This is a genomic window from Kitasatospora phosalacinea (assembly GCF_000717185.1).
Classification (GTDB): domain Bacteria; phylum Actinomycetota; class Actinomycetes; order Streptomycetales; family Streptomycetaceae; genus Kitasatospora; species Kitasatospora phosalacinea_A.
The window spans coordinates 1-20,651 of record NZ_JNYE01000131.1 but is presented as its reverse complement, the minus strand read 5'-3'; the positions used below and the strand labels follow the sequence as shown (position 1 = coordinate 20,651).

At 74.8% G+C, this 20,651-nt stretch carries 15 protein-coding genes and 1 pseudogene; 10 read left to right on the top strand and 6 right to left on the bottom strand.

Translation table 11 applies throughout. From position 1 onward, the window contains the following. Positions 1 to 33: 33 nt before the first annotated feature. From OO57_RS34775 to OO57_RS34760, 4 genes are all read right to left on the bottom strand, one after another. The gene (locus tag OO57_RS34775; protein ID WP_033256781.1) at positions 34 to 582 is read right to left on the bottom strand and encodes an RNA 2'-phosphotransferase; all 549 of its coding nucleotides are present in this window, start codon (positions 580 to 582) and stop codon (positions 34 to 36) included. Between the two features lie 28 nt (positions 583 to 610). Further along, positions 611 to 2,005, bottom strand: coding sequence for a metallopeptidase TldD-related protein (locus OO57_RS34770; protein ID WP_033256780.1), 1,395 nt, complete (start codon positions 2,003 to 2,005; stop codon positions 611 to 613). After that, on the bottom strand, positions 2,005 to 3,570 hold the full coding sequence (locus OO57_RS34765) for a TldD/PmbA family protein (protein ID WP_033256779.1): 1,566 nt from the start codon (positions 3,568 to 3,570) through the stop codon (positions 2,005 to 2,007). Before OO57_RS34765 ends, OO57_RS34770 begins: the two co-directional genes overlap by 1 nt. A 136-nt stretch (positions 3,571 to 3,706) precedes the next feature. Further along, positions 3,707 to 4,846, bottom strand: coding sequence for an MBL fold metallo-hydrolase (locus OO57_RS34760; RefSeq protein ID WP_033256778.1), 1,140 nt, complete (start codon positions 4,844 to 4,846; stop codon positions 3,707 to 3,709). A gap of 255 nt (positions 4,847 to 5,101) precedes the next feature. Here OO57_RS34760 and fabG point away from each other — a divergent pair, with 255 nt between their 5' ends. Then, positions 5,102 to 5,821, top strand: coding sequence for a 3-oxoacyl-[acyl-carrier-protein] reductase (gene fabG / locus OO57_RS34755; protein ID WP_033256777.1), 720 nt, complete (start codon positions 5,102 to 5,104; stop codon positions 5,819 to 5,821). A 2-nt stretch (positions 5,822 to 5,823) separates the two neighbouring features. After that, positions 5,824 to 6,591, top strand: coding sequence for an enoyl-ACP reductase FabI (fabI, locus tag OO57_RS34750; RefSeq protein ID WP_033256776.1), 768 nt, complete (start codon positions 5,824 to 5,826; stop codon positions 6,589 to 6,591). Positions 6,592 to 6,806: 215 nt separating this feature from the next. On the opposite strand, the gene OO57_RS34745 is transcribed toward fabI, so the two are convergent. Beyond that, positions 6,807 to 7,481, bottom strand: coding sequence for a FadR/GntR family transcriptional regulator (locus tag OO57_RS34745; protein WP_033256775.1), 675 nt, complete (start codon positions 7,479 to 7,481; stop codon positions 6,807 to 6,809). Between the two features lie 78 nt (positions 7,482 to 7,559). Between OO57_RS34745 and OO57_RS47490 the strand changes: the two are divergent. Continuing rightward, positions 7,560 to 8,807, top strand: a pseudogene (locus OO57_RS47490) (CynX/NimT family MFS transporter); the annotation flags it as partial. After that, on the top strand, positions 8,793 to 9,515 hold the full coding sequence (locus tag OO57_RS47485; protein ID WP_418909936.1) for a SixA phosphatase family protein: 723 nt from the start codon (positions 8,793 to 8,795) through the stop codon (positions 9,513 to 9,515). The pseudogene OO57_RS47490 and the gene OO57_RS47485, both read left to right, overlap by 15 nt. A 121-nt stretch (positions 9,516 to 9,636) precedes the next feature. On the opposite strand, the gene serB is transcribed toward OO57_RS47485, so the two are convergent. Beyond that, entirely contained in the window at positions 9,637 to 10,899 is a 1,263-nt protein-coding gene (gene serB, locus OO57_RS34735) for a phosphoserine phosphatase SerB (protein ID WP_033256790.1), read from the bottom strand. A gap of 168 nt (positions 10,900 to 11,067) precedes the next feature. Between serB and OO57_RS34730 the strand changes: the two genes are divergently transcribed. The 6 genes from OO57_RS34730 to fsxC all read left to right on the top strand — a co-directional run bounded on the left by OO57_RS34730 (position 11,068) and on the right by fsxC (position 20,539). After that, positions 11,068 to 13,869 carry an FHA domain-containing protein gene (locus OO57_RS34730; protein ID WP_051778641.1) on the top strand — a complete coding sequence of 934 codons (2,802 nt, stop codon included), beginning with the start codon at positions 11,068 to 11,070 and terminating at the stop codon, positions 13,867 to 13,869. Between the two features lie 123 nt (positions 13,870 to 13,992). Next, positions 13,993 to 14,478 (top strand): CU044_2847 family protein, encoded by a 486-nt coding sequence (locus OO57_RS34725; protein WP_234337638.1) that lies wholly within the window; start codon positions 13,993 to 13,995, stop codon positions 14,476 to 14,478. Between the two features lie 5 nt (positions 14,479 to 14,483). Continuing rightward, complete coding sequence (locus OO57_RS34720; protein ID WP_033256773.1) at positions 14,484 to 16,715, top strand: trypsin-like peptidase domain-containing protein; 2,232 nt, start codon at positions 14,484 to 14,486, stop codon at positions 16,713 to 16,715. Beyond that, positions 16,712 to 17,680, top strand: a complete 969-nt coding sequence (locus OO57_RS34715) for an AAA family ATPase (protein ID WP_051778640.1) — start codon at positions 16,712 to 16,714, stop codon at positions 17,678 to 17,680. The genes OO57_RS34720 and OO57_RS34715 overlap by 4 nt, the downstream gene beginning before the upstream one ends. Before the next feature lie 28 nt (positions 17,681 to 17,708). After that, on the top strand, positions 17,709 to 20,156 hold the full coding sequence (locus tag OO57_RS34710; protein WP_051778639.1) for a TIR-like protein FxsC: 2,448 nt from the start codon (positions 17,709 to 17,711) through the stop codon (positions 20,154 to 20,156). Then, on the top strand, positions 20,069 to 20,539 hold the full coding sequence (fsxC, locus tag OO57_RS41815) for an FxsC protein (RefSeq protein ID WP_234337642.1): 471 nt from the start codon (positions 20,069 to 20,071) through the stop codon (positions 20,537 to 20,539). The genes OO57_RS34710 and fsxC overlap by 88 nt, the downstream gene beginning before the upstream one ends. Positions 20,540 to 20,651: the final 112 nt, after the last annotated feature.

Sequence of the window (20,651 nt, the reverse complement as noted above, 5' to 3'; positions counted from 1 at the left end):
CCGCTCGGCGCGCGGCGCGGTCCGGGCGGGGCCTCAGGGGGTGCGGCGCAGGTACCGGACGGGGACGGCGTCGGTGAGCCAGACGCCGTTCGCGGACACCCGGAACTCGTGCCCGGCCAGGGCCATCGCCGCCGCGTCGACCTCCAGGACGACGGGGCGGCCGTGCCGGGAGCCGACCTTGACGGCGGTCTCGGTGTCCGCGGAGAGGTGGACGTCCTGCCGGTTCATCGGGCGCAGGCCCTCGGCCAGGATGTACCGCAGCGTCCGCTCGGCGGTGCCGTGGAAGAGCACGTCGGGCGGGGTGGCGGCGGGCAGGCCGAGGTCGACCTCGACCGTGTGGCCCTGGCTGGCGCGGATCGAGCGGCCGTCCTCGGAGTAGGCGAAGCGGCGCTTGTTGTTGGTGGCGACGACGTGGTCCAGTTCGGCGCGGCTCAGCGGGCGGCGGTGCCGGGCCAGGGCGTCGAGCAGGGCGTCGACGCCGACCCAGCCCGCCCCGTCCAGGGTGACCCCGACGGCGCCCGGGTCGTGCCGCAGGATGCGGGAGAGCATCTTCGACGTCTTCACGGTGCGTTTCTCGTCCATCGGGGTCCCCCCGGGGTTCCGGGCCGGCTCAGGAGGCCTGGCTGACCGAGCTCATGTTGAAGTCGGACACCCGGACGGGCGGCATCGCGGCCCGGGTGAACCAGTCGCCCCACTCGCGGGGCAGGCAGCGTTCGGTGCGGCCCACTTCGGTGATCCGGCCGAGCAGGTCGACCGGGGACTCGTTGAAGCGGAAGTTGTTGACGGCGCCGACCACTTCGCCGTCCTCGACCAGGTAGACGCCGTCCCGGGTGAGGCCGGTGAGCAGCAGGGTGGCCGGGTCGACCTCGCGGATGTACCACAGGCAGGTCAGCAGCAGGCCGCGCTCGGTGCGGGCGACCATCTCCTCCAGCGTGGGCGCGCCGGGGGCGGAGGTCTCCAGCACCAGGTTGTCGATCGGCGGGGTGAGCGGGAGGCCGGCCAGGCCCGCGGAGTGCCGGGTGGTGAGCAGGTTGGCCAGGCGGCCCTCGCGCAGCCAGTCGGTGGCGGCCAGCGGGGAGCCGTTGTCGAACACCGAGTCGTTCTCGCCGGAGGAGTGGGCGAGCACGAACGGGGCGGCCTGCAGCCCGGGCTCGGCCGGGTCGGAGCGCAGGGTGAGCGGCAGCGGGCTGAGCCGCTCGCCAACCCGGGTCCCCCCGCCCGTCCGGGAGAACACCGAGCGCCCCTCCACCGCGTCCCGCGCGCCGGCCGACCAGGAGAGGTAGACCATCAGGTCGGCGACGGCCGAGGGCGGCAGCAGCGTCTCGTAGCGCCCGGCGGGCAGGTCGACCTTCTTGCGGCCCCAGCCGAGGCGGCGGGTCAGGTCGGTGTGCAGGGCGGTGACGTCGACGTCGGCGAAGTCCCGCGTCGCGGCGCCGGCCCAGGCGGAGCCGGACAGGTCGGCGGTCTTGGCGTTCAGCTCGACGGTGCCGGTGGGCTGGTCGTGGCGCAGCCGCAGGCCGGTGGAGCTGCCCAGGTAGGAGGTGGTGCACTCGTGCCGGGCGAAGCCGTACAGCAGCTCGCCGCCCGCCCGGGCCCGGGCGAAGGCCTCGCCGAGGGCGGGGGCGAAGGAGGCGAACACGCCGATGTCGGTGGTCTCCGGGGCCTCGGTGAAGCGCGGGTCGGCCGCCCGGCCCGCGATCAGCGGCTGGGCGTCCTCGGCGGGCTCGGCGGCCCGGGCGGCGGCCTCGGCGGCGCGCACCAGCTGCTCGACCCCGTCGAGCGTGACGGCCTCCTGGGCGACCACGCCGGAGGCGGTGCCGGTGGCGCCGTCCACGGTGGCGACCACGGTGAGGCGGCGGCCGCGGGTGACGCCGTTGGTGGTGAGACCGTTGCCGGCCCAGCGCAGGTTGGCGGTGGACTCCTCGTCGGCGATCACCACGCAGCCGTCGGCGCGGGAGAGCTCGAGGGCGCGTTCCACCAGCTCGTGGGGGTGCGTGAGGGACATCAGTGACCCGCCTCCTGCTGGGTGTTGAGCACGTTGACCTGGCGGAACAGCGCGGACGGGCAGCCGTGGCTGACCGCGGCGACCTGGCCCGGCTGGGCCTTGCCGCAGTTGAAGGCCCCGCCGAGCACGTACGTCTGCGGGCCGCCGACGGCGCTCATCGAGCCCCAGAAGTCGGTGGTGGTGGCCTGGTAGGCGAAGTCCTTGACCTGGCCCGCGAGTTCGCCGCCCCGGATGGCGTAGGCGCGCTGGCCGGTGAACTGGAAGTTGTAGCGCTGCATGTCGATCGACCAGGAGCGGTCGCCGACGATGTACAGCCCGTTCTCCACCTGCGAGACCAGGCCGGAGGTGTCCGGCCCGTCGGCGGCCGGCTGGAGCGAGACGTTGGCCATCCGCTGCACCGGCACGTGCGCCGGGGAGTCGGCGTAGGCGCAGCCGTTGGAGCGGCCGAAGCCCTTCAGCTGGGCCATCGGGCGGTCGAGTTGGTACCCGACCAGGACGCCGTCGCGGATCAGGTCCCAGGACTGGGTGGCGACGCCCTCGTCGTCGTAGCCGATGGTGGCCAGGCCGTGCTCGGCCGTCCGGTCGCCGGTGACGTGCATCAGCTCGGAGCCGTACTGCAGGCTGCCCAGCCGGTCGAAGGTGGCGAAGGAGGTGCCCGCGTAGGCGGCCTCGTAGCCCAGCGCGCGGTCCAGCTCGGTGGCGTGGCCGATCGACTCGTGGATGGTCAGCCACAGGTTGGACGGGTCGACCACCAGGTCGTAGCGGCCCGCGGCGACGCTCGGCGCCCGCATCTTCTGCGCCAGCAGCTCGGGCAGCTCGGCCAGTTCGGCGTCCCAGTCCCAGCCGACCCCGCGCAGGCTGCGGTCTTCGGGGGATGACCCCCGGGCCCCCACGAGATATTCCCAACCGCGCCCCGCCGGAGGGGCGATGGTGCGCATCGAGTCGAACGCGCCGGTGCGCTCGTCCACGCTGGTGGCCTCCAGCCAGGGGTGCAGGCGCACCCGCTGCTGGGTCGTCACGGTGCCCGCGGTGTCCGCGTAGAACTTGTTCTCCTGCACCGTCAGCACCGCCGCCGACACGTGCGACACGCCGTCGGCGGCCAGCAGCCGGGCGGACCACTCGGCCAGCAGGCCGGTCTTCTCCGCGTCCGGCACGTCGAACGGGTTCACCTCGTACGCGGAGACCCACTCGGCGGACGGGTACACCGGCTCCGGGGCCAGCTCGACCCGCTCGCCCGAACCCGCCGCCCGGCTGATCCCGCCCGACAGCCGGGCCACCGCCACCGCCTGCTCGGCCACCGCCACCGCCGCCTCCGGGGTCAGATCGACCCCCGCGGCGAAGCCCCACGCCCCGTCCAGCAGGACGCGGACGGCGAAGCCCAGCTGCACCGTGTCCGAGGAGCCGGCCGGCCGGGCGTCCCGCAGCCGCCAGGACGCCGAACGGACCCGCTCCAGGCGGAAGTCGGCGTGCGACACCCCCAGCTGCCGGGCCCGGGACAGGGCCGCGTCCGCCAGCGGGCGCAACGGGTAGGAGAGGAACTGAGGATCCAGCGCGGAGGGGGGCATCGGGCTCCCTGGGTCGAGGGTCGGGCGCGGCGGGCCGCCCCCGGCCGAGGGCGCACCCGCTCGCATCATCCCCGTCCGCAGGGCGTACGGCCAGCCAATATTCGCCGCGCCGCGCTGACGACCCGTCAGGGGCGGGCTACGACAGCGCCTCCCACCAGCCGTCCAGCTCCGGCGGGTTGGCGACCTCCACCCGCTGCCCCGGGCGCGGCACCGCCAGCGCCACGCCCTGCGCCTTCGCCTCCGCGAGCAGCCGTTCCACCGGCTCCGCCCACGGGTGCGGCGCCAGGTTGAAGGTGCACCAGTGGATCGGCAGCAGCAGGCCGCCGCGCAGCTCCAGGTGCGCCCGCACCGCCTCCTCCGGGTTGAGGTGGATGTCCGCCCAGGCCGGGTCGTACGCGCCGATCGCCATCAGCGCCGCGTCGAACGGGCCGTGCTGCTCGCCGATCCGGGCGAAGCCCTCGAAGTAGCCGGAGTCGCCGGTGAAGAACACCTTCCGCTCCGGGCCCGCCACCACCCAGGAGCCCCACAGCGTGGTGTTCCGGGCCAGGCTGCGGCCGGAGAAGTGGTGCGCGGCGGTCAGCGTCAGCGACAGCTCGCCGAGCGTGCAGGTCTCGTCCCAGTCCAGCTCGATGATCCGGTGCTCCGGCACGCCCCAGCGGCGCAGGTGGCCGCCGATGCCCAGTGGCACCGCGAACGGCGCCGACTGCAGCCGGACCAGGCGGCGCACCGTGGCCATGTCCAGGTGGTCGTAGTGGTCGTGCGAGATCAGCACCGCGTCCACCTGCGGCAGCTCGGCCAGCTCCACCGGCACCGGGTGCAGCCGCTTGGGGCCGGTCAGCTGCGAGGGCGAGCAGCGGTCCGACCAGATCGGGTCCACCAGCACCCGGCAGCCGTCCAGCTCCAGCAGCGCCGAGGCGTGCCCGAACCACGTCACCGCGACGCCCCCGGGCGCCCCGCCCGACGCCTCCGGCACCTCCGGCACAGCCAGCGGCACCGGCGCGGTCGGCACCCGGCCCTCCTTCTCGAACAGCATCCGGCGCAGCGTCCCCGCGTCGGGCCGGCCCGGGGCGCCCTGCGCGACCTCGGACGGCGCGTTGTGGAACACCCCGTCGCGGTACTGCGGGGACGCCCGCACCCGCGGGTCCGACGCGTCCGGCCGCCGCCCGAACTGGGCCGGCACCTCGCGCAGCGCCCAGGCCGCCGCGCCCGCCAGCGCCAGCGCCGCCAGTGCCGCAAGCCTGCGGCGGCCCGTCCGGCCAGGGTGTGCACCACTCATCGCGTCCGCTCCGATCGGCTCGCATCGCCTCGGCGCCCCGGCCTCTCCGGGAACGCCCTGGGGGCAACGCCCGCCACCGGCCCGGCGTTCCCCGTCCCTCCGGCACCCCCACTTGTGGAGATACGACAGTTCTCGCCGGACGCCCCTGTGGGAGGCCGCTTCGCCCGAGCTCGCACCCTACCGATAGCGTCGCTGGTGGGGTGCGCGCAGCCGCGCACGCACATCGGACGCACGTCGAGAGAATGAGGTGGACCTTTGAGCCGCTCGGTACTGGTCACCGGAGGCAACCGGGGCATCGGCCTGGCGATCGCCCAGGGCTTCGCCGAGGCGGGCGACAAGGTCGCCATCACCAGCCGCAACGGCGAGGTCCCGGCGGAACTCGCCAAGTACGACGTCCTCGCCGTCCGGGCGGACATCACCGACGCCGCGCAGGTCGACGCCGCCTTCACCGAGATCGAGGCCGCCCACGGCCCGGTCGAGGTCCTGGTCGCCAACGCGGGCATCACCAAGGACACCCTGCTGCTGCGCATGTCCGAGGACGACTTCACCTCCGTCCTGGACACCAACCTCACCGGCACCTTCCGCGTCGTCAAGCGCGCCGCCGCGAAGATGCTGCGCGCCCGCAAGGGCCGGGTCGTGCTGATCTCCTCCGTCGTCGGCCTCAGCGGCTCCGCCGGGCAGGTCAACTACGCCGCCTCCAAGGCCGGCCTGGTCGGCTTCGCCCGCTCCCTCGCCCGCGAGCTCGGCTCGCGCAGCATCACCGTCAACGTGGTCGCGCCGGGCTTCGTCGACACCGACATGACCGCCGTGCTCAGCGAGGAGCGCCGCCAGGAGATCGTCTCCGGCGTCCCGCTGGGCCGTTACGCCGCCCCCGCCGAGATCGCCTCGGCCGTGCGGTTCCTGGCCTCCGACGAGGCCGCGTACATCACCGGAGCCGTCATCCCCGTCGACGGCGGATTGGGCATGGGTCACTGACCATGACTGGAATTCTCGAAGGCAAGCGCATCCTGATCACCGGCGTGCTGATGGAGTCCTCCATCGCCTTCCACACCGCGAAGCTCGCCCAGGAGCAGGGCGCCGAGATCATCCTCACCGCCTTCCCCCGGCCCAGCCTCACCGAGCGCATCGCCAAGAAGCTCCCCGAGCCCGTCAAGGTCCTGGAGCTCGACGTCTCCAACCCGGAGCAGCTGGCCGGCATCGCCGACCAGGTCCGCGAGCACCTGCCCACCCTCGACGGCATCGTCCACTCCATCGGCTTCGCGCCGCAGGACGCCCTCGGCGGCAACTTCCTCGACACCCCGTGGGAGTCCGTCGCCACCGCGATGCACGTCTCCGCGTACTCGTTCAAGTCGCTCACCACGGCGCTGCTCCCGCTCATGCAGGACGGCGGCTCGGTGGTCGGCCTGACCTTCGACGCGCAGTACGCCTGGCCGCAGTACGACTGGATGGGCCCGGCGAAGGCCGCCCTGGAGTCCACCAACCGGTACCTCGCCCGCTACCTCGGCTCGCGCGACATCCGGTGCAACCTGGTCTCGGCCGGCCCGATCGGGTCGATGGCCGCGAAGTCCATCCCCGGCTTCTCCGACCTCGCCGCGACCTGGGACTCCCGCTCCCCGCTCAAGTGGGACCTCTCCGACCCGGAGCCGGCCGGCCGCGGCGTCGTCGCGCTGCTGAGCGACTGGTTCCCGAAGACCACCGGCGAGATCGTCCACGTCGACGGCGGGCTGCACGCGATCGGCGCGTGAGCGCTCCGCTCCGAGCTGCTCCACCCACGGGCGCGGCCTCCCCTTCCGGGGGAGGCCGCGCCTCGCGTTTTCGCCCTCGGGGCCCGGGGAACGGCGGGTCCGTGCCGCTGCGTGTCTTCGAGGGAACCGGAAGCAGGTGCGCGCGACGGCAGTGAACCGGCAGCAGACCCGGGCTCGCCGTTCCCCGAGCCCCTGCCCTGTTCCCCCCTGTCGGTTCAGAGGGTCTCCGTCTTGCAGAAGCCGATGGCGCGGCCCGCCTCCTCGGCGGCCTTCTCCGGGTCGCCGTCGCGGATCGCGGTGAGGATCCCGGCGTGCGGGACCCAGCGGTGCGGGAGCAGGTCGGGGCCGACGTCGTGGCGCAGGTGGGCGCGCAGGACCTCGCCGAGGTCGGCGTAGACGGCGGCGAGGACGTCGTTGTGGGCGGCGGCGACCACCGCCTGGTGGAACGCGGCGTCGGCCTGGATGAAGTCCTCGGGGACGCCGGAGTGCCAGGCGGCGTCCCGGCGGGCGAGCGCGGCGTCGAGGAGTTCGAGGTCGCGCGGGGTGCGGCGGAGGGCCGCGAAGCCCGCCGCGGAGGTCTCCAGGGTGGAGCGCAGCTCGGCGACCTGGTCCTGGTCGGCGTCGGCGAAGCGGCGGTGCATGACGCCCGCGAGCTCGCTGGTGGCCAGGACGTAGGTGCCGGAGCCCTGGCGGATGTCGAGCAGCCCGTTGTGGGCGAGGGCCCGGACCGCCTCGCGGACGGTGTTGCGGGCGACGCCGAGCAGGTCGACGAGCTCCGCTTCGGTGGGGATGCGCGATCCCACCGGCCACTCGCCGGAGGTGATCTGGGCCCGGAGCTGGGCGATCACCTGGTCGGAGAGCGGGGTGCGGCGAGTGGTCGACAGCGCCAAGGCAGGTGCTCCTTCTGTGGTCTACGTCATCAGGATACCGGGGTGCAGCGAGTCATCCCATGATTCTATGATTACGCTATGCCTACCGCAGCGGACCCCTCCGCCACCGAGAGCCGCCGTCCGGACACTCCGCCCACCGCTCCTGCCGCTCCCCCCACGACGGCCGCCCCGGCGGCCCGGAACGCCGCCGCCGTCCTGCTGGCCGTCGCGGTGGCCGCCGCCGCGGTGAACCTGCGCCCCGTGGTGACCAGCCTCGGCGCGCTGCTCGACCCGGTCCGCGAGGGCCTCGGGATGAGCGCCACCGCGGCCGGGCTGCTGGCCGCGGTGCCGCCGCTGTGCTTCGCGCTGCTGGGCTTCTGCGCGCCGGGCCTGGCCCGCCGGGTGGGCCCGGTCGCCGTGGTGACGGGCGCCATGGCCGCGATCGCGGCGGGCGTGCTGGCCCGCTCCTTCACCGGCTCCGCCGCGGTGTTCCTGCTGCTGACCGCGGTGGCGCTGGCCGGGGTGGCGCTGGCGAACGTGCTGCTGCCGGTGGTGATCAAGCGGTACTTCCCGGACCGGGTCGCGCCGATGATCGGCCTGTACTCGATGGCGCTGTCGGTGGGCACCTCGCTGGCCGCCGCCACCACCGTCCCGCTGACGGACGCGATGGGCGGCAGCTGGCGGCTAGGCCTGGGCGTCTGGGGCCTGCTCGCGGTGGCCGCGCTGGCGGTCTGGCTGGTGGTGCTGTTCCTGCGCCGGGAGCGGCCCGGCCCGGCCGCGGCGGCCCCGGCGCCCGTCCAGGCGAAGCTGCCGATCCTGCGCAGCCGCACCGCGTGGGCGCTCGCCGCGTTCTTCGGCCTGCAGTCGACCAGCGCGTACGGCGCGATGGGCTGGCTGCCGAAGATCTACCACGACGCCGGGGTGTCGGAGTCCGCGTCCGGCGTGCTGCTGGCCGTGGTGATGGCGGTCAGCGTGCCGGTCTCCTTCCTGCTGCCGAACCTGGCGGCCCGCCGCGGCGACCAGCGGCTGTACGTGGTGGTGCTCGGCCTGTGCGGGATCGCCGGCTTCCTCGGGCTGATGTTCGCGGCCGGGACGGTCTCCTGGCTGTGGGCGGTCCTGGTCGGCCTGTCGATGTGCGCGTTCCCGCTGGCGCTGACCATGCTCGGCCTGCGCGCCCGCACCCCCGGCGGGGTGGCCCAGCTGTCCGCGTTCGCGCAGAGCCTGGGCTACCTGATCTCCATCCCGGGCCCGATCCTGATGGGCGCGCTCTACCAGAGCACCGGCCAGTGGTACCTGCCGCTGGGCCTGCTGGCGCTGCTGCTGGTGCCGCAGATGCTGGTCGGCCTGGCCCGGCGCTGCCCGCCCGACGCCCGCCCGCCCGCCCGGCGCTGCCCGCCCGGCCGCCGAGGCGCACGTACGACGCCGAACCGCCGTTCCGGTGCCGCTTCCGGGCCGCCACCACCCGCAGGGGTGGCAGCTTCCCGGACCACGCGACCGGGCGGCGGTTTTCTGCGAAGCTCTAGGGGTATGAGCGCCGACACCCCTCGTAGGATCATCGTCCTCCGCCATGCCCGGGCCGACTGGCCCAACCAGGTCAGCGACCACGACCGCCCGCTCGCCGACCGCGGCCGCGGCCAGGCCACCGACGCGGGCCGCTGGCTGGCGGACTCCGGGGTCAACCCCGACCACGTGCTGTGCTCCACCGCGCTGCGGACCAGGGAGACCTGGAAGCTGGTCGCCCACGAGCTGCCCAAGCGGGCCCGGAAGACCGTCTACGAGGACCGGGTGTACGAGGCCCAGCCGGGCCGGCTGATCGAGGTCATCCAGGAGACCCCCGAGGACCACGCCGACCTGCTGCTGGTCGGCCACAACCCGGGCGTGCTCGGCCTCACCCAGGTGCTGGCCGGGGACGAGGGCGACACCGAGGCGCTCAACCGGCTGCGCCTGAACGGCTTCCCGCCCGCCGCGGTGGCCGTGCTCAGCCTCGCGGGCCCGTGGAAGCTGGTCGAGCCCGGCGTGGCCCGGCTCGACTCGTACTTCATGCCGCAGGACTGAACGCCGCAGGACCGAACGCCGCAGGGCTGAACGCCGCAGGACGACCGAACGACGGCGGCGGAGGGACGGGGGCAGGGCCCCGTCCCTCCGCCGCCGCCGTCGTTGTCGTTCCGGGCGGGTCTCAGTCGCCGGTGGGTGCGCCGTCGAGCTCGTCGGCGGCCTCGACCTCCTCGCGGGTCACCCCGAGCAGGTACAGCACGGTGTCCAGGAACGGCACGTTCACGGCGGTGTCGGCCTGCTCGCGGACCACCGGCTTGGCGTTGAACGCGATGCCCATGCCGGCCGCGTTCAACATGTCGAGGTCGTTGGCGCCGTCGCCGATCGCCACCGTCTGCTCCAGCGGCACCCCGGCACGCTCGGCGAAGCGGGCCAGCCAGCGGGCCTTGCCCGCCCGGTCGACGATCTCGCCGGTGACCCGGCCGGTGAACTTCCCGTCCGCGATCTCCAGGGTGTTGGCGGCCGCGAAGTCCAGGCCCAGGCGCTCCACCAGGTGGTCGGTGACCTGGGTGAACCCGCCGGAGACGATCGCCACCTGGTAGCCGAGCCGCTTCAGGGTCCGGATCAGCGTCCGGGCGCCCGGGGTCAGCCGGACCTCGGAGCGGACCTTCTCGGTGATCGCGGCGTCCAGCCCGGCCAGCAGCGCGACCCGGGCGCGCAGCGACTCGGCGAAGTCCAGCTCGCCGCGCATCGCCTGCTCGGTCACCGCGGCGACCTGCTCCTCGCAGCCCGCGTGGGCCGCGAACAGCTCGATCACCTCGTCCTGGATCAGGGTGGAGTCCACGTCCATCACGATCAGGCGCTTGGCCCGGCGGTGCAGGCCCGCCCGGACCACCGCGATGTCCACCCGCTGGGCCGCGGCCTCCGCCGCCAGCACCGCGCGCAGCTCCTCGGTGGGCACGCCCGAGATGGTCAACTCCACGGCCGTCACCGGGTACTTGGCGAGGCGGAAGACCCGGTCGATGTTGCCCCCGGCCTCCGACACCCGGGCCGACAGCGCCGCCACCGCGGCCGCCGTCAGCGGGTGGCCGAGCACCGTCACGTGCGAACGGCCCTCGCCGCGCGCCCGGTTGTCGCCGGTGCCGGAGATGACCTCGGCCTGGAGCTTGTGCTCCTCCGCCCAGCGGTGCACCGTCACCCGCAGCGCGCCCTCCGCGCCCGGCGCCGCCGGGGGAGTGACCAGCACGCAGAGCGTTATCCGGCCACGGGTGACCACCTGCTCGATGTCGATCACCTCGACGCCGAAACCGGCGAGCCGGTCGAACAGTCCCGCGGTGATGCCGGGACGGTCCTTGCCGAACACCTTGACCAGCAGCGTGCGCTCGGCGCCGGTGCTCACGGGCGGCGCGGCGGAAAGGGCCTGGGCGGCCGGATCAGTTGCGTTCATGGTGACCCCCACGCTACCCGGCCCGGCCCCGCCCCGACCGCGGGCGTCCGCGGGGTGGGACGCCCGCCGGAACGTCCGGCCGCGGCCCCGACCCGGTTGCCGGGCGGTCACAGAACAGCGGCCCGACTTCCGAGTACGCCGGGGGGGCTGGAATGATCCCCCTGTCAGATGCAACATCCTGGGGGACCGGAGAGCGGGGCGGGCGGAGAGTTGCCGCAACTCGTACTTGAAATCGACGGCCGGCAGCGGGTACTCGAACCCGGCCGTGCCTACACCATCGGCCGTGACCCGGCCTCGGACTTCCCGTTCGACGACGCCCGGGTGTCCTGGCGGCACGCCGGCCTGAGCTTCGACGGCGCCACCTGGCAGCTCACCGACCACGGCTCCACCAACGGCACCTTCGTCGCCGGGGCGCGGGTCGCCCAGAGCGCGGTCCACCCCGGCACCGTCGTGCACCTCGGCAACGGCCAGAACGGGCCCCGGCTCGCCTTCACCGCGCCCGCCGCGGCCCCCGCCCCGCAGGGCGGCGGCATCCACGAGGCCGCCACCAGCCGGGCCCCGGGCCCGCAGCAGGGCCAGGCCCCGTTCCAGCAGCAGCCGTTCGGCCCCGGCCCGGCCGCCGCGCCGCAGGGGCACCGCCCGCCGCCGGTCGAGCAGCCGATCCCGCAGGGCTGGGACGCACCCACCCCGCGCCCCGGCTTCCCGCAGCAGCAGCAGTTCCCGCAGGCCCAGCCGCCGGTGCCGCAGCAGCAGCAGTTCCCGCAGGCCCAGCCGCCGGTGCCGCAGCAGCAGCAGCAGTTCCCGCAGGCCCAGCCGCCGGTGCCGCAGCAGCAGCAGTTCCCGCAGCCCCCCGTGCAGCAGCAGTTCCAGCCGCCGGTGCCGCAGCAGCAGCAGTTCCCGGCCCAGCCGCCCGCGCCGCAGCCGCAGGCCGCCCCGGTCGGCGGGCTCGGCAACCCGACGATGATCCGCAGCCTGGCCGGCGGCCGCACCATCCGGATCGGCCGCGCGCTCGACAACGACATCGTGGTCTCCGACCTCCAGGTCTCCCGCCACCACGCCGAGCTGCGCCAGCTCCCGGACGGCCGCTGGGAGATCGTCGACCTCGGCAGCCACAACGGGATCTTCCTCAACGGCCAGCCGACCCGCCGCCAGCTGATGGGCCCGCAGGACCGGCTCACCGTCGGCCACTCCTCCTTCGTGCTGGTCGGCGACCAGCTCCAGGAGTTCGTCGACAACGGCGCGGTCTCCTTCTCCGCCCACCACCTGAGCGTCGAGGTCGACTTCAAGGGCGGCAAGAAGGTCCTGCTCAACGACGTCAGCTTCTCCGTCCCGGAGAAGTCCCTGGTCGCCGTGATCGGCCCGTCCGGCTCCGGCAAGTCCACCCTGCTGCGCGCCCTCACCGGCTACCGCCCCGCCGACCGCGGCGACGTGTTGTACGACGGCCGCAACCTGTACCGCCAGTTCGCCGAACTGCGCTCCCGGATCGGCCTCGTCCCGCAGTCCGAGATCCTGCACAAGGAACTCACCGTCCGCACCGCCCTCAAGTACGCGGCCCGGCTGCGCTTCCCCGGCGACACCGAGGCCGCCGAGCGCGAGCGCCGGATCGACGAGGTGCTGTACGAGCTGCGCCTGGACAAGCGCGCCGACAACCGGATCACCGCGCTCTCCGGCGGCCAGCAGAAGCGCGTCTCGGTCGCCCTGGAGCTGCTCACCAAGCCCTCGCTGATCTTCCTGGACGAGCCCACCTCCGGCCTCGACCCGGGCATGGACCGCGAGGTCATGCAGACCCTGCGCGGCCTGGCCGACGACGGCCGCACCGTCCTGGTGGTCACCCACTCGGTCGCCGAACTCGCGCTCTGCGACCGGCTCCTGGTGATGGCCCCCGGCGGCTCGGTGGCCTACTTCGGCCCGCCCGGCGAGGCCCTGCACTTCTTCGGCTACGAGACCTGGGCCGACGTCTTCCAGGCGTTCGAGAACTACCCGGACCACGACTGGGCCGGCCGCTACCGCAACTCCGTCCACCACCAGCAGTACTCGGCCAACGTGGACGCCGCGGCCTCCCAGGTGCAGCAGCCCAACGCGCTCAACCAGCTGCGCCCGCCCAAGCCGCAGAGCTGGGGCTCCCAGCTGTGGACGCTGATCCGCCGCTACCTGTCGGTGATCGCCTCCGACAAGGGCTTCATCGCGCTGTCGCTGATCCTGCCCCTGGTCCTCGGCGCGGTCTCCGCGGTGATCCCCTCCAAGTGCGGCCTGGCGGCGTGCGACACCGGGACGCACCGCAACGACATCGCCCGGCTGATCCTGATGGTCGTCGCGTTCTCCGCCTGCCTGTCCGGCTCGGCGAACTCGGTCCGCGAGCTGATCAAGGAACGCGCGATCTACGAACGGGAACGCGCCACCGGCCTGTCCCGGTCCGCGTACCTGGCGTCGAAGTTCATCGTGCTCGGCGCGATCAGCTTCCTGCAGGGCGGCATCATCTCGGCGATCGCGTTCAAGGTCCGCAAGCTGCCCGAAGAGGGCCTGATCTTCAAGCACCTGCCCGCGGTCGAGATGTCGATCGGCGTGATCCTGCTCAGCTTCGCCTCGATGATGGTCGGCCTGGCGATCTCCTCGCTGGTCAAGACCGCCGAGAAGACCATGCCGCTGCTGGTCATGTTCGCCATCGTCCAGATGGTCTTCACCGGTGCGATCTTCCAGCTCTTCGACAAGCCCGGCCTGGAGCAGCTCGGCTGGCTGATGCCCGCCCGCTGGGGCGTCGCCGCCAGCGGCAACACGCTCGACCTCGCCCACATCTCCCCGGTGGTCGTGGTCAAGCCCCCGGAGACCGCCCCGCTGGACACCCTCTGGGACCACTCCGCGGGCATCATGTTCCTCAACTGGACCGTCATCATCCTCATCTCGGTCGGCCTGGCCTTCGCGATCCAGCGCTTCCAGAAGCGCCACGAACCCGAGGTCATGCAGAACGGCTGACACCGGCCGGACGGCACCGGGCAGGGCCGGGGGAGCGCACGCTCCCCCGGCCCTGTCGCATCGTCAACTCCGTTTCGCCAAAGCGGTTGTGGCGCCCGCAGCGGGTCCAGCACAATCGGCTCGATGGCCGAATACCTGGAATTCGAGCTCGAACCCGGGGTCTCCGTCCGCCTGCGGACCTACCCCGCCCCGACGCCCCCCGCCGCGGCCCCGCCGGGCCTCCCCGGGAACGACGCGGACGACCCGTACGGCACGGGCGACCTGTACGACGCGGGCGACCCGTACGACGAGGACGACGAACTCCCCGAGGGCTACGGCGGCGCCGTCCCGGTGGCCGCCCCGGCGCGCGTCCTCCAGCAGGCCGCGGAACTCTCCCGGGACGCCCTGCGGCTCGCCCTGAGCCCGCTGCGCCCCCTGCTGCAGGAGGTGCACGACACCCTGGTGGCGGTGCCCGACCGGCCGCAGGAGTTCTCGGTCGAGTTCGGCGTGCAGCTCGGCGCCGACCTCAAGCTGGGCATCGTCGGCGGCAGCGCCGAGGCGAGCCTGACGGTGTCGGCGACCTGGAAGCTGCCCGAGCCGCCCCCGCCCGACGGCAGCCCGGCTCCCTGACCGGGATGCGCTGGTTCGACCCGGCCACCGGGGACCCCGACGGCCCGGAGAGCCCCGAGGACGAGTTCCGGTCGGGCCTGGTCTCGCTGCTCGGCGTCCGGGACGGGAGGAGGACCGTCGTCGGCGGCGGGGTCTTCCTCGGCGGCCGGTACGTGCTGACCTGCGCCCACGTGGTCAACTCCGCGCGCGGCCGGGAGCTCATGGACCGCACCGACGCCCGCGGCACCACCGTCGCGGTCCGGTTCGTCGGCGCGGACCGGGCGCTCGGGCGCGGCCGGGGCGAGGTCGTCGAGTGGAACCCCCCGGCCCGCCGCGACGGCCGCGCCGTCCTGCCGACCGACACCGCCTGGGAGGGCGACCTCGCCGTCCTCGCCCTGGACGCGGAGCCGCCGCCGACCGTCCGCGCGCCGCGCTGGTGCGACCTCGCGGTCGGCCGGCGGCTGCGCGCCTGGCTGGGCGACGGCCTGGCGATCAGCGCCGTCGACGCCACCGTGAAGATGGTGGTGCGCGAGGGCACCTACCTGGAGTCCGACGACACCCCGCGGAAGATCGGCCCGCGCTACAGCGGCGGCCCGCTCTGGTCCCGGGAGGACCGGGCCGCCGTCGGCCTGGTGTCCGGCGTGCTGCCGGACAAGGGCGAGGGCCTGACCTTCGTCATCCCCTGGCAGCGGATCCTCGCGGAGGTCCCGCTGCTCCGGGACCTCCCGCTGCCCGGGGCCGACCGGTGGACCGCCGCCGACTTCGAACCCGAGGACCTCACCCCGGTGGAGTGCCTGCTCGACGCCGTGCTCAGCGGCCGGGAGGCCCGGGCCCTGGCCGCCCGGGCGGTGTGCGACAAGCTCGGCCTGGCCACCGGCCGGGACGGCACCGCCCCCGGCGTCGGCGAGTTCGCCGCCCTCCTGCTCGGCCGTCCGCGGGCCGCGGCCGCGCTCCTCGAGCACTTCCTCGAACAGGGCGACGAGCGGACCGCCGAACAGCTCCTCAAGGTCTGCCACGACGTCGCCGCCCCGGGCGTCCTGACCCCGCTGATGCACCGCCTGCTGATCGGCATCCTCGACGACCTGCACGCCAAGGCGCCGGGCGCGGTCCCGCCCGACCACGCGCTGCTGGCCGCCGCCCGGATCCTGCCGCTCGGGCCGCTCGGCCACGGCCGGGCCCGCTACCTGCGCCTGGTCGACGAGCTGGAGGCCCGCCGGGCCGCACCGCGCCTGGCCGGCCCGCTGCTGCGCTACGTCGAGCACCTGGCCTCCGCGCTGGTCCGCCGACCCGAGGCGGAGCCGTACGGGAAGCGGCTGCGCGACTGGTCGGAGATGGCGGCCACGAAGCAGGCGGTGCCACCGGCCGGGCTGTCCGCGCACCGGGCGATGGCCGAGGAGTGGGCGGCCACCGCACCGACCGGGGCGCCCCGGGTGGTGCTCCGGCTCAACCGGTACGAGAACGACACCGCCGCCGCCCCCGGACGGGTCCAGTACGGGCTGTGGGCGGACCACGGCGACGGCCGCCCCGTCCCGGCCGGCCCGAACGACGACCGCCCCGTCCCCCCGCACCAGGTCGCGGCCGCGGTCCTGGCCCTGGTCGGCGACCTCGCGCTGGAGCAGGACACCGACCCCCGGGTGGAGGTCTTCCTGGACGAGCGCGACCTGCGGCTGCCCGTCGAGGAGTGGACCGACCGGCCCCCGGCCGCCGCCCCCGCCGCCGGCGGACCCCACCCCCTGGGCTCCCACACGCCGCTCGTCGTCCGGCTGACCGGCGGCCCCAGCGCGTACCCGCCCCAGTGGCGCCGGCGCGAACTCAAGCGGCGCTGGCGCTCCACCGCCGACACCGCGCCGCTCGACCTCGGCGAGGCGTTCACCGACGCCGACCAGGTGGTCGGGGAAGCGCTGGAGAACCCCGACGCGGCCTGGGCGGTCATCCACGGCGGCACCGCGGAGCGGCGCGCCGAACTCGCCGCGGCCTGCCTCGGCTTCGGCGTCCCGATCGTCCTGTGGGACCGCTCCGGCACCGGGGCTCCGCCCGGCGAACTCTTCGACCGGCTCCGGAGCCTGGGCCACCCCTGCCCGGCCGAGGCGCTGGAGGCCCTGCGCACGTACCGCGTCCAGGCGCACCGCTCCCGGGAGCACCACCCGCTCCGCCCGGTCCTCGCCCGGGAGGACCCGGACCTGGTCGGACCGCCCTCGCTGACCCTGACCCCCTTCGACGACCGCCCCTTGCCGGACACCCAGGAGGATGCGCCATGACCAGCGACGACCCGTCCGAGGGCGGCACCGCCGACTCCCCCGGGTGGCGCCTGTTCCGCGGCGACCACGTGGCGCACGAACCGCCCTTCCCGCCCGCCCCCGGCTGGCGCCGCTTCGGCGCGGAAGCGGACCGGCCCGCCGAGCGGTACGTGGGCACCGCCGAGCACGCGGACGTCATCAACGCGGCGATCCACCTCCGCCGCCCGCTGCTGGTCACCGGCAACCCCGGCACCGGCAAGACCTCGCTGGCCCGCGTCATCGCCCACGAGCTGAGCCTCGGCCCGGTCCTGCGCTGGTCCGTCAACAGCCGCTCCACCCTCCAGGACGCCCTCTACCGCTACGACGCGGTGGGCCGGCTCCGGGAGAGCCACCTGGCCCGCGAACTCGGCGGCGACGAGGCCGGCATCGGCACGTTCGTCCGCCTCGGCCCGCTCGGCACCGCCCTCGTCCCCCGGGAGCGGCCCCGGGTGCTGCTCGTCGACGAACTCGACAAGGGCGACGCCGACCTGCCCAACGACCTGCTCACCGTCTTCGAGGACGGCACCTTCGAGATCCCCGAACTGTCCCGGCTCCCCGAGGACGAACCCCGGCACCGGGTCATGACCGCCGACCCGGGCGGCCGGGCCGAGGTGACCCGCGGGATCGTCACCTGCACGGAGTTCCCCGTCGTGGTGATCACCAGCAACGCGGAACGCGAGTTCCCCGCCGCGTTCCTGCGCCGCTGCGTACGGCTCGACCTGCCCGCCCCGGACCCGGACCGGCTGCGCGAGGTGGTCGCCGCCCACCTCGGCGCGGAGGCCATGGCCGGGGCCGAGGACGTCCTGCGCACCTTCCTGGCCCGGGAGGCCGGCGGCCTGGCCACCGACCAGCTCCTCAACGCCGTCTACCTGCGCGGCGCCGGCCTCGACATGTCCGCCGACCACCTGGTCAAGTCCGTCCTGCACCAGCTGGGCGGCACCGGGTGACAGCCGTCGCGGCCGACCGGGAGGCGCCGTGTCCGACGACCTCCTGACCCGCGCCCTGGACGTGCTGCGGGCCGCCGGAGTGGACCTGACCCACGACGAACTGCTCGACGTCCTCTGGCTCTCGACCCGGCTCCCCACCGGCCCCGACGCCCCGCTCGCCGCGCACCGGCCCGCCCCCGACGGCGGACCCGACGACGCGCCCGGCAGCCCGGACGACGAACGGCCCCCGGACCAGGACGACGGCCCCGGAGCACCCCGGCCGCGCCTCCCGCTGCACTCGGCCGCCGCCGACCCCGACCGGGGCCGGGGCCGCTCGCCCTCGGCACCGGCCGGCTCCGTCCGGGTCCCGGGCCCCAAGGCGCTCGACGGGCAACTCCTGCTCGGCCGGGCCCTGCGCCCGCTCAACCGCCGCCGCCCGGCACCGCGCGACAGCGAGGTGGACGAGACCGCCACCGTGGCGTCCTGGGCGGAGGAGGGCCTGCCGACCGTGGTGTTCCGGAACGCCACCGAACCCTGGTTGGACTGCGTCCTCGCCGTCGACGACGGCGTGTCCATGCTGCTGTGGCAGCGCCTGGTCGTCGAACTCGGACGGGTCCTCACCCGCACCGGCGGCTTCCGCACCGTCCGCACCGTCGGGCTCCGCCACCAGGGCGGCGGCGGCGTGCTGGTCGGCGCCGCACCGTTCGACCGGACCGGCCGCACCGTGCCGGGCGCCTCCCTGTGCGACCCCACCGGACGGACCCTCGTCCTGGTGGTCACCGACGGCGTCGCCGACGCCTGGCGCGACGGCCGGATGCGGACCGCGCTGGACCGCTGGGCGGCCGCCGGCCCCACCGCGGTCCTGCACACCCTGCCCCGCCGCCTGTGGCCCGGCGGGGCCCTCGACGCCGCCTCCCACCGGGTCCGGGTGCCGGGCCCCGGCGGGCCGAACACCGGCTGGCGGGTCGACGGCCGCCCCGCGCACCGCGAACCGCCCGTGCCGGTGCTCGAACTCACCCCGGCCTACCTCGCCGACTGGGCCGCCCTGCTCGCGGCGCGGAACGAGGAGGCCCGCCTCGACCTCCTGGTGCGCGCCGACCCGCGCCCCGCCCCGCTCGCCCGCCGCCACCTGCCGCCGCTCGCCCGCCTCGACCGGTTCCGGGCGGCGGCCTCACCCGGCGCCTACCGGCTCGCCGCGCACTTCGCCGTCCTCGCCCCGCTCAGCATCCCGGTGATGCGGCTGGTGCGGGACGCCGTCGCCGGGGACACCGAGATCGGCACCGCGATGCTCACCGAGGTCCTGCTCGGCGGCCTGATGCGGCCCTGGGAGGAGGAACCCGCCGAAGTGCCGCTGCCCTGGCGGCAGTTCGACTTCGACAGCGAGGTCAGGGCCGCACTCTCCGAAGCCCTGCCGTCCGCCGAACTGCGCCGGGTCCGCCGGGCCGTGAACCGGCAGATCGACCGCCTCGCCGGCCACGCGCCCGAGTTCCCCGCCTGGCTGGGCGGCAGCGGCCCGGCCGCCAAGGTGCCGCGGGGCGCCCCCTTCGGCAGCCGCCCGGCCGGACCGACCGCCGCCGGACCGACCGCCGCCGAGCCGGCTGCCGCCGAGCCGGTCGCTTCCGAGGCGGAGTTCCCGGGAACGGAGGCGCCAGAGGTGCCGGAGTCGGCCGCCCCCGGAGCCGCGGCCCCCGGGGAGCCCCTCCCGGAACCGGAACCGCCGACTGCCGGGTCGGAGGCCCCCGCGGAGGAGCCCGCCGCGCCGCCGGTCGTGATCCCCGAACCGTCCGCCCTCCCGCAGCCCCCGCCGGGGCGGAAGGGCGACGAGTTCAGGCCGTACTTCTTCCTCAGCTACGCGCACACGCCGCGGATCAGCCCGCGGGGCGCGGCCGACCCCAACCTGTGGGTGGCGAAGCTGTACCAGGACCTGTGCGAGGCGATCCTGCAGATCACCGACGTGCCGGCCGGGCACCCGGTCGGCTTCATGGACCGCTCGATGCACCAGGGCCAGAAGTGGGCCGAGCGGCTCTCCCACGAGCTGGCCACCTGCCGGGTGTTCGTGCCGCTGTACTCGCCGCGCTACTTCAAGTCCGAGGCGTGCGGCCGGGAGTGGCACCTGTTCACCCGTCGCTCGGTCCACCAGCGGCGCCCCACCGCGGAGCGGACGACCGGCATCGTCCCGGCGCTGTGGGTCTCCACGGAGCACCTCCAGCTGCCCCGGGCGGCGGAGGAACTCCAGTTCGACCACGACAGCTTCGGCGCCGAGTACGCCACCGAGGGCCTGTACGCGCTGATGAAGATCGCCGCGTTCAGCTCCCAGTACCACACCGCGGTGTGGCGGCTGGCCCGGCGGATCGTCGACGTCGGCAGCGCACCGACTGGCAGCCGTACCGGCCGGACTCCTCCCGGCCGCTGGCCCAGGACGCCGCCGACATCGCCCGCAGCATGGGCTTCCAGCCCACCGTCCGGGAGTTCGAGGAGGTCGCCGAGCAGCTGCTGACCGGCGAGCGGCCGGAGCGGCCCTGCGTGCTGCTGGTCGACCGGTGGGCGTTCCTGGACGGGCGGCGGGCCGAGGTGCTGCGCCGGCTGGACCGGCGGGGCCTCGGCCCGGTCGCCGTCATCGAGCCCTGGAACCGCGAGGACCAGCAGGGCCGCGACCACGGGCGGAGGCTCGACGAACTCGGCGACGACGTGCTGTCCGTCAGCCGCGGCGTCCGGGACAAGCCCTCCCTCCAGCCCCGGAGCGCCGCCCCCGGCAGCATCGAGGAGTTCCGCGGCGAGCTGGAGCGCGCCGTGATGCGGGCCTGCACCGCCCACGAACGGCGGTCCGTCCGGCGGCCCTCCCTCGGGGGGCAGGCCGGTCGGCCCGGTACCGGGGACTGACGGTGGTGCTCGCGCCCTAGGTGTACTGACCACGGAGGTTGGTGACGGGGTTCACGGTGTGGTGATCTTGAAATGAGTGAGGGCCTTCTGGCTCGGTGTGGATTGCGACATC

What these genes read in the sequence shown, in the direction of transcription:
- OO57_RS34775 (WP_033256781.1), bottom strand. Translation starts at nt 582, where the DNA reads ATGGACGAGAAACGCACCGTGAAGACGTCGAAGATGCTCTCCCGCATC.
- OO57_RS34770 (WP_033256780.1), bottom strand. Translation starts at nt 2,005, where the DNA reads ATGTCCCTCACGCACCCCCACGAGCTGGTGGAACGCGCCCTCGAGCTC.
- OO57_RS34765 (WP_033256779.1), bottom strand. Translation starts at nt 3,570, where the DNA reads ATGCCCCCCTCCGCGCTGGATCCTCAGTTCCTCTCCTACCCGTTGCGC.
- OO57_RS34760 (WP_033256778.1), bottom strand. Translation starts at nt 4,846, where the DNA reads ATGAGTGGTGCACACCCTGGCCGGACGGGCCGCCGCAGGCTTGCGGCA.
- fabI (WP_033256776.1), top strand. Translation starts at nt 5,824, where the DNA reads ATGACTGGAATTCTCGAAGGCAAGCGCATCCTGATCACCGGCGTGCTG.
- OO57_RS47485 (WP_418909936.1), top strand. Translation starts at nt 8,793, where the DNA reads ATGCTGGTCGGCCTGGCCCGGCGCTGCCCGCCCGACGCCCGCCCGCCC.
- serB (WP_033256790.1), bottom strand. Translation starts at nt 10,899, where the DNA reads ATGAACGCAACTGATCCGGCCGCCCAGGCCCTTTCCGCCGCGCCGCCC.
- OO57_RS34730 (WP_051778641.1), top strand. Translation starts at nt 11,068, where the DNA reads ATGCAACATCCTGGGGGACCGGAGAGCGGGGCGGGCGGAGAGTTGCCG.
- OO57_RS34725 (WP_234337638.1), top strand. Translation starts at nt 13,993, where the DNA reads ATGGCCGAATACCTGGAATTCGAGCTCGAACCCGGGGTCTCCGTCCGC.
- OO57_RS34720 (WP_033256773.1), top strand. Translation starts at nt 14,484, where the DNA reads ATGCGCTGGTTCGACCCGGCCACCGGGGACCCCGACGGCCCGGAGAGC.
- OO57_RS34715 (WP_051778640.1), top strand. Translation starts at nt 16,712, where the DNA reads ATGACCAGCGACGACCCGTCCGAGGGCGGCACCGCCGACTCCCCCGGG.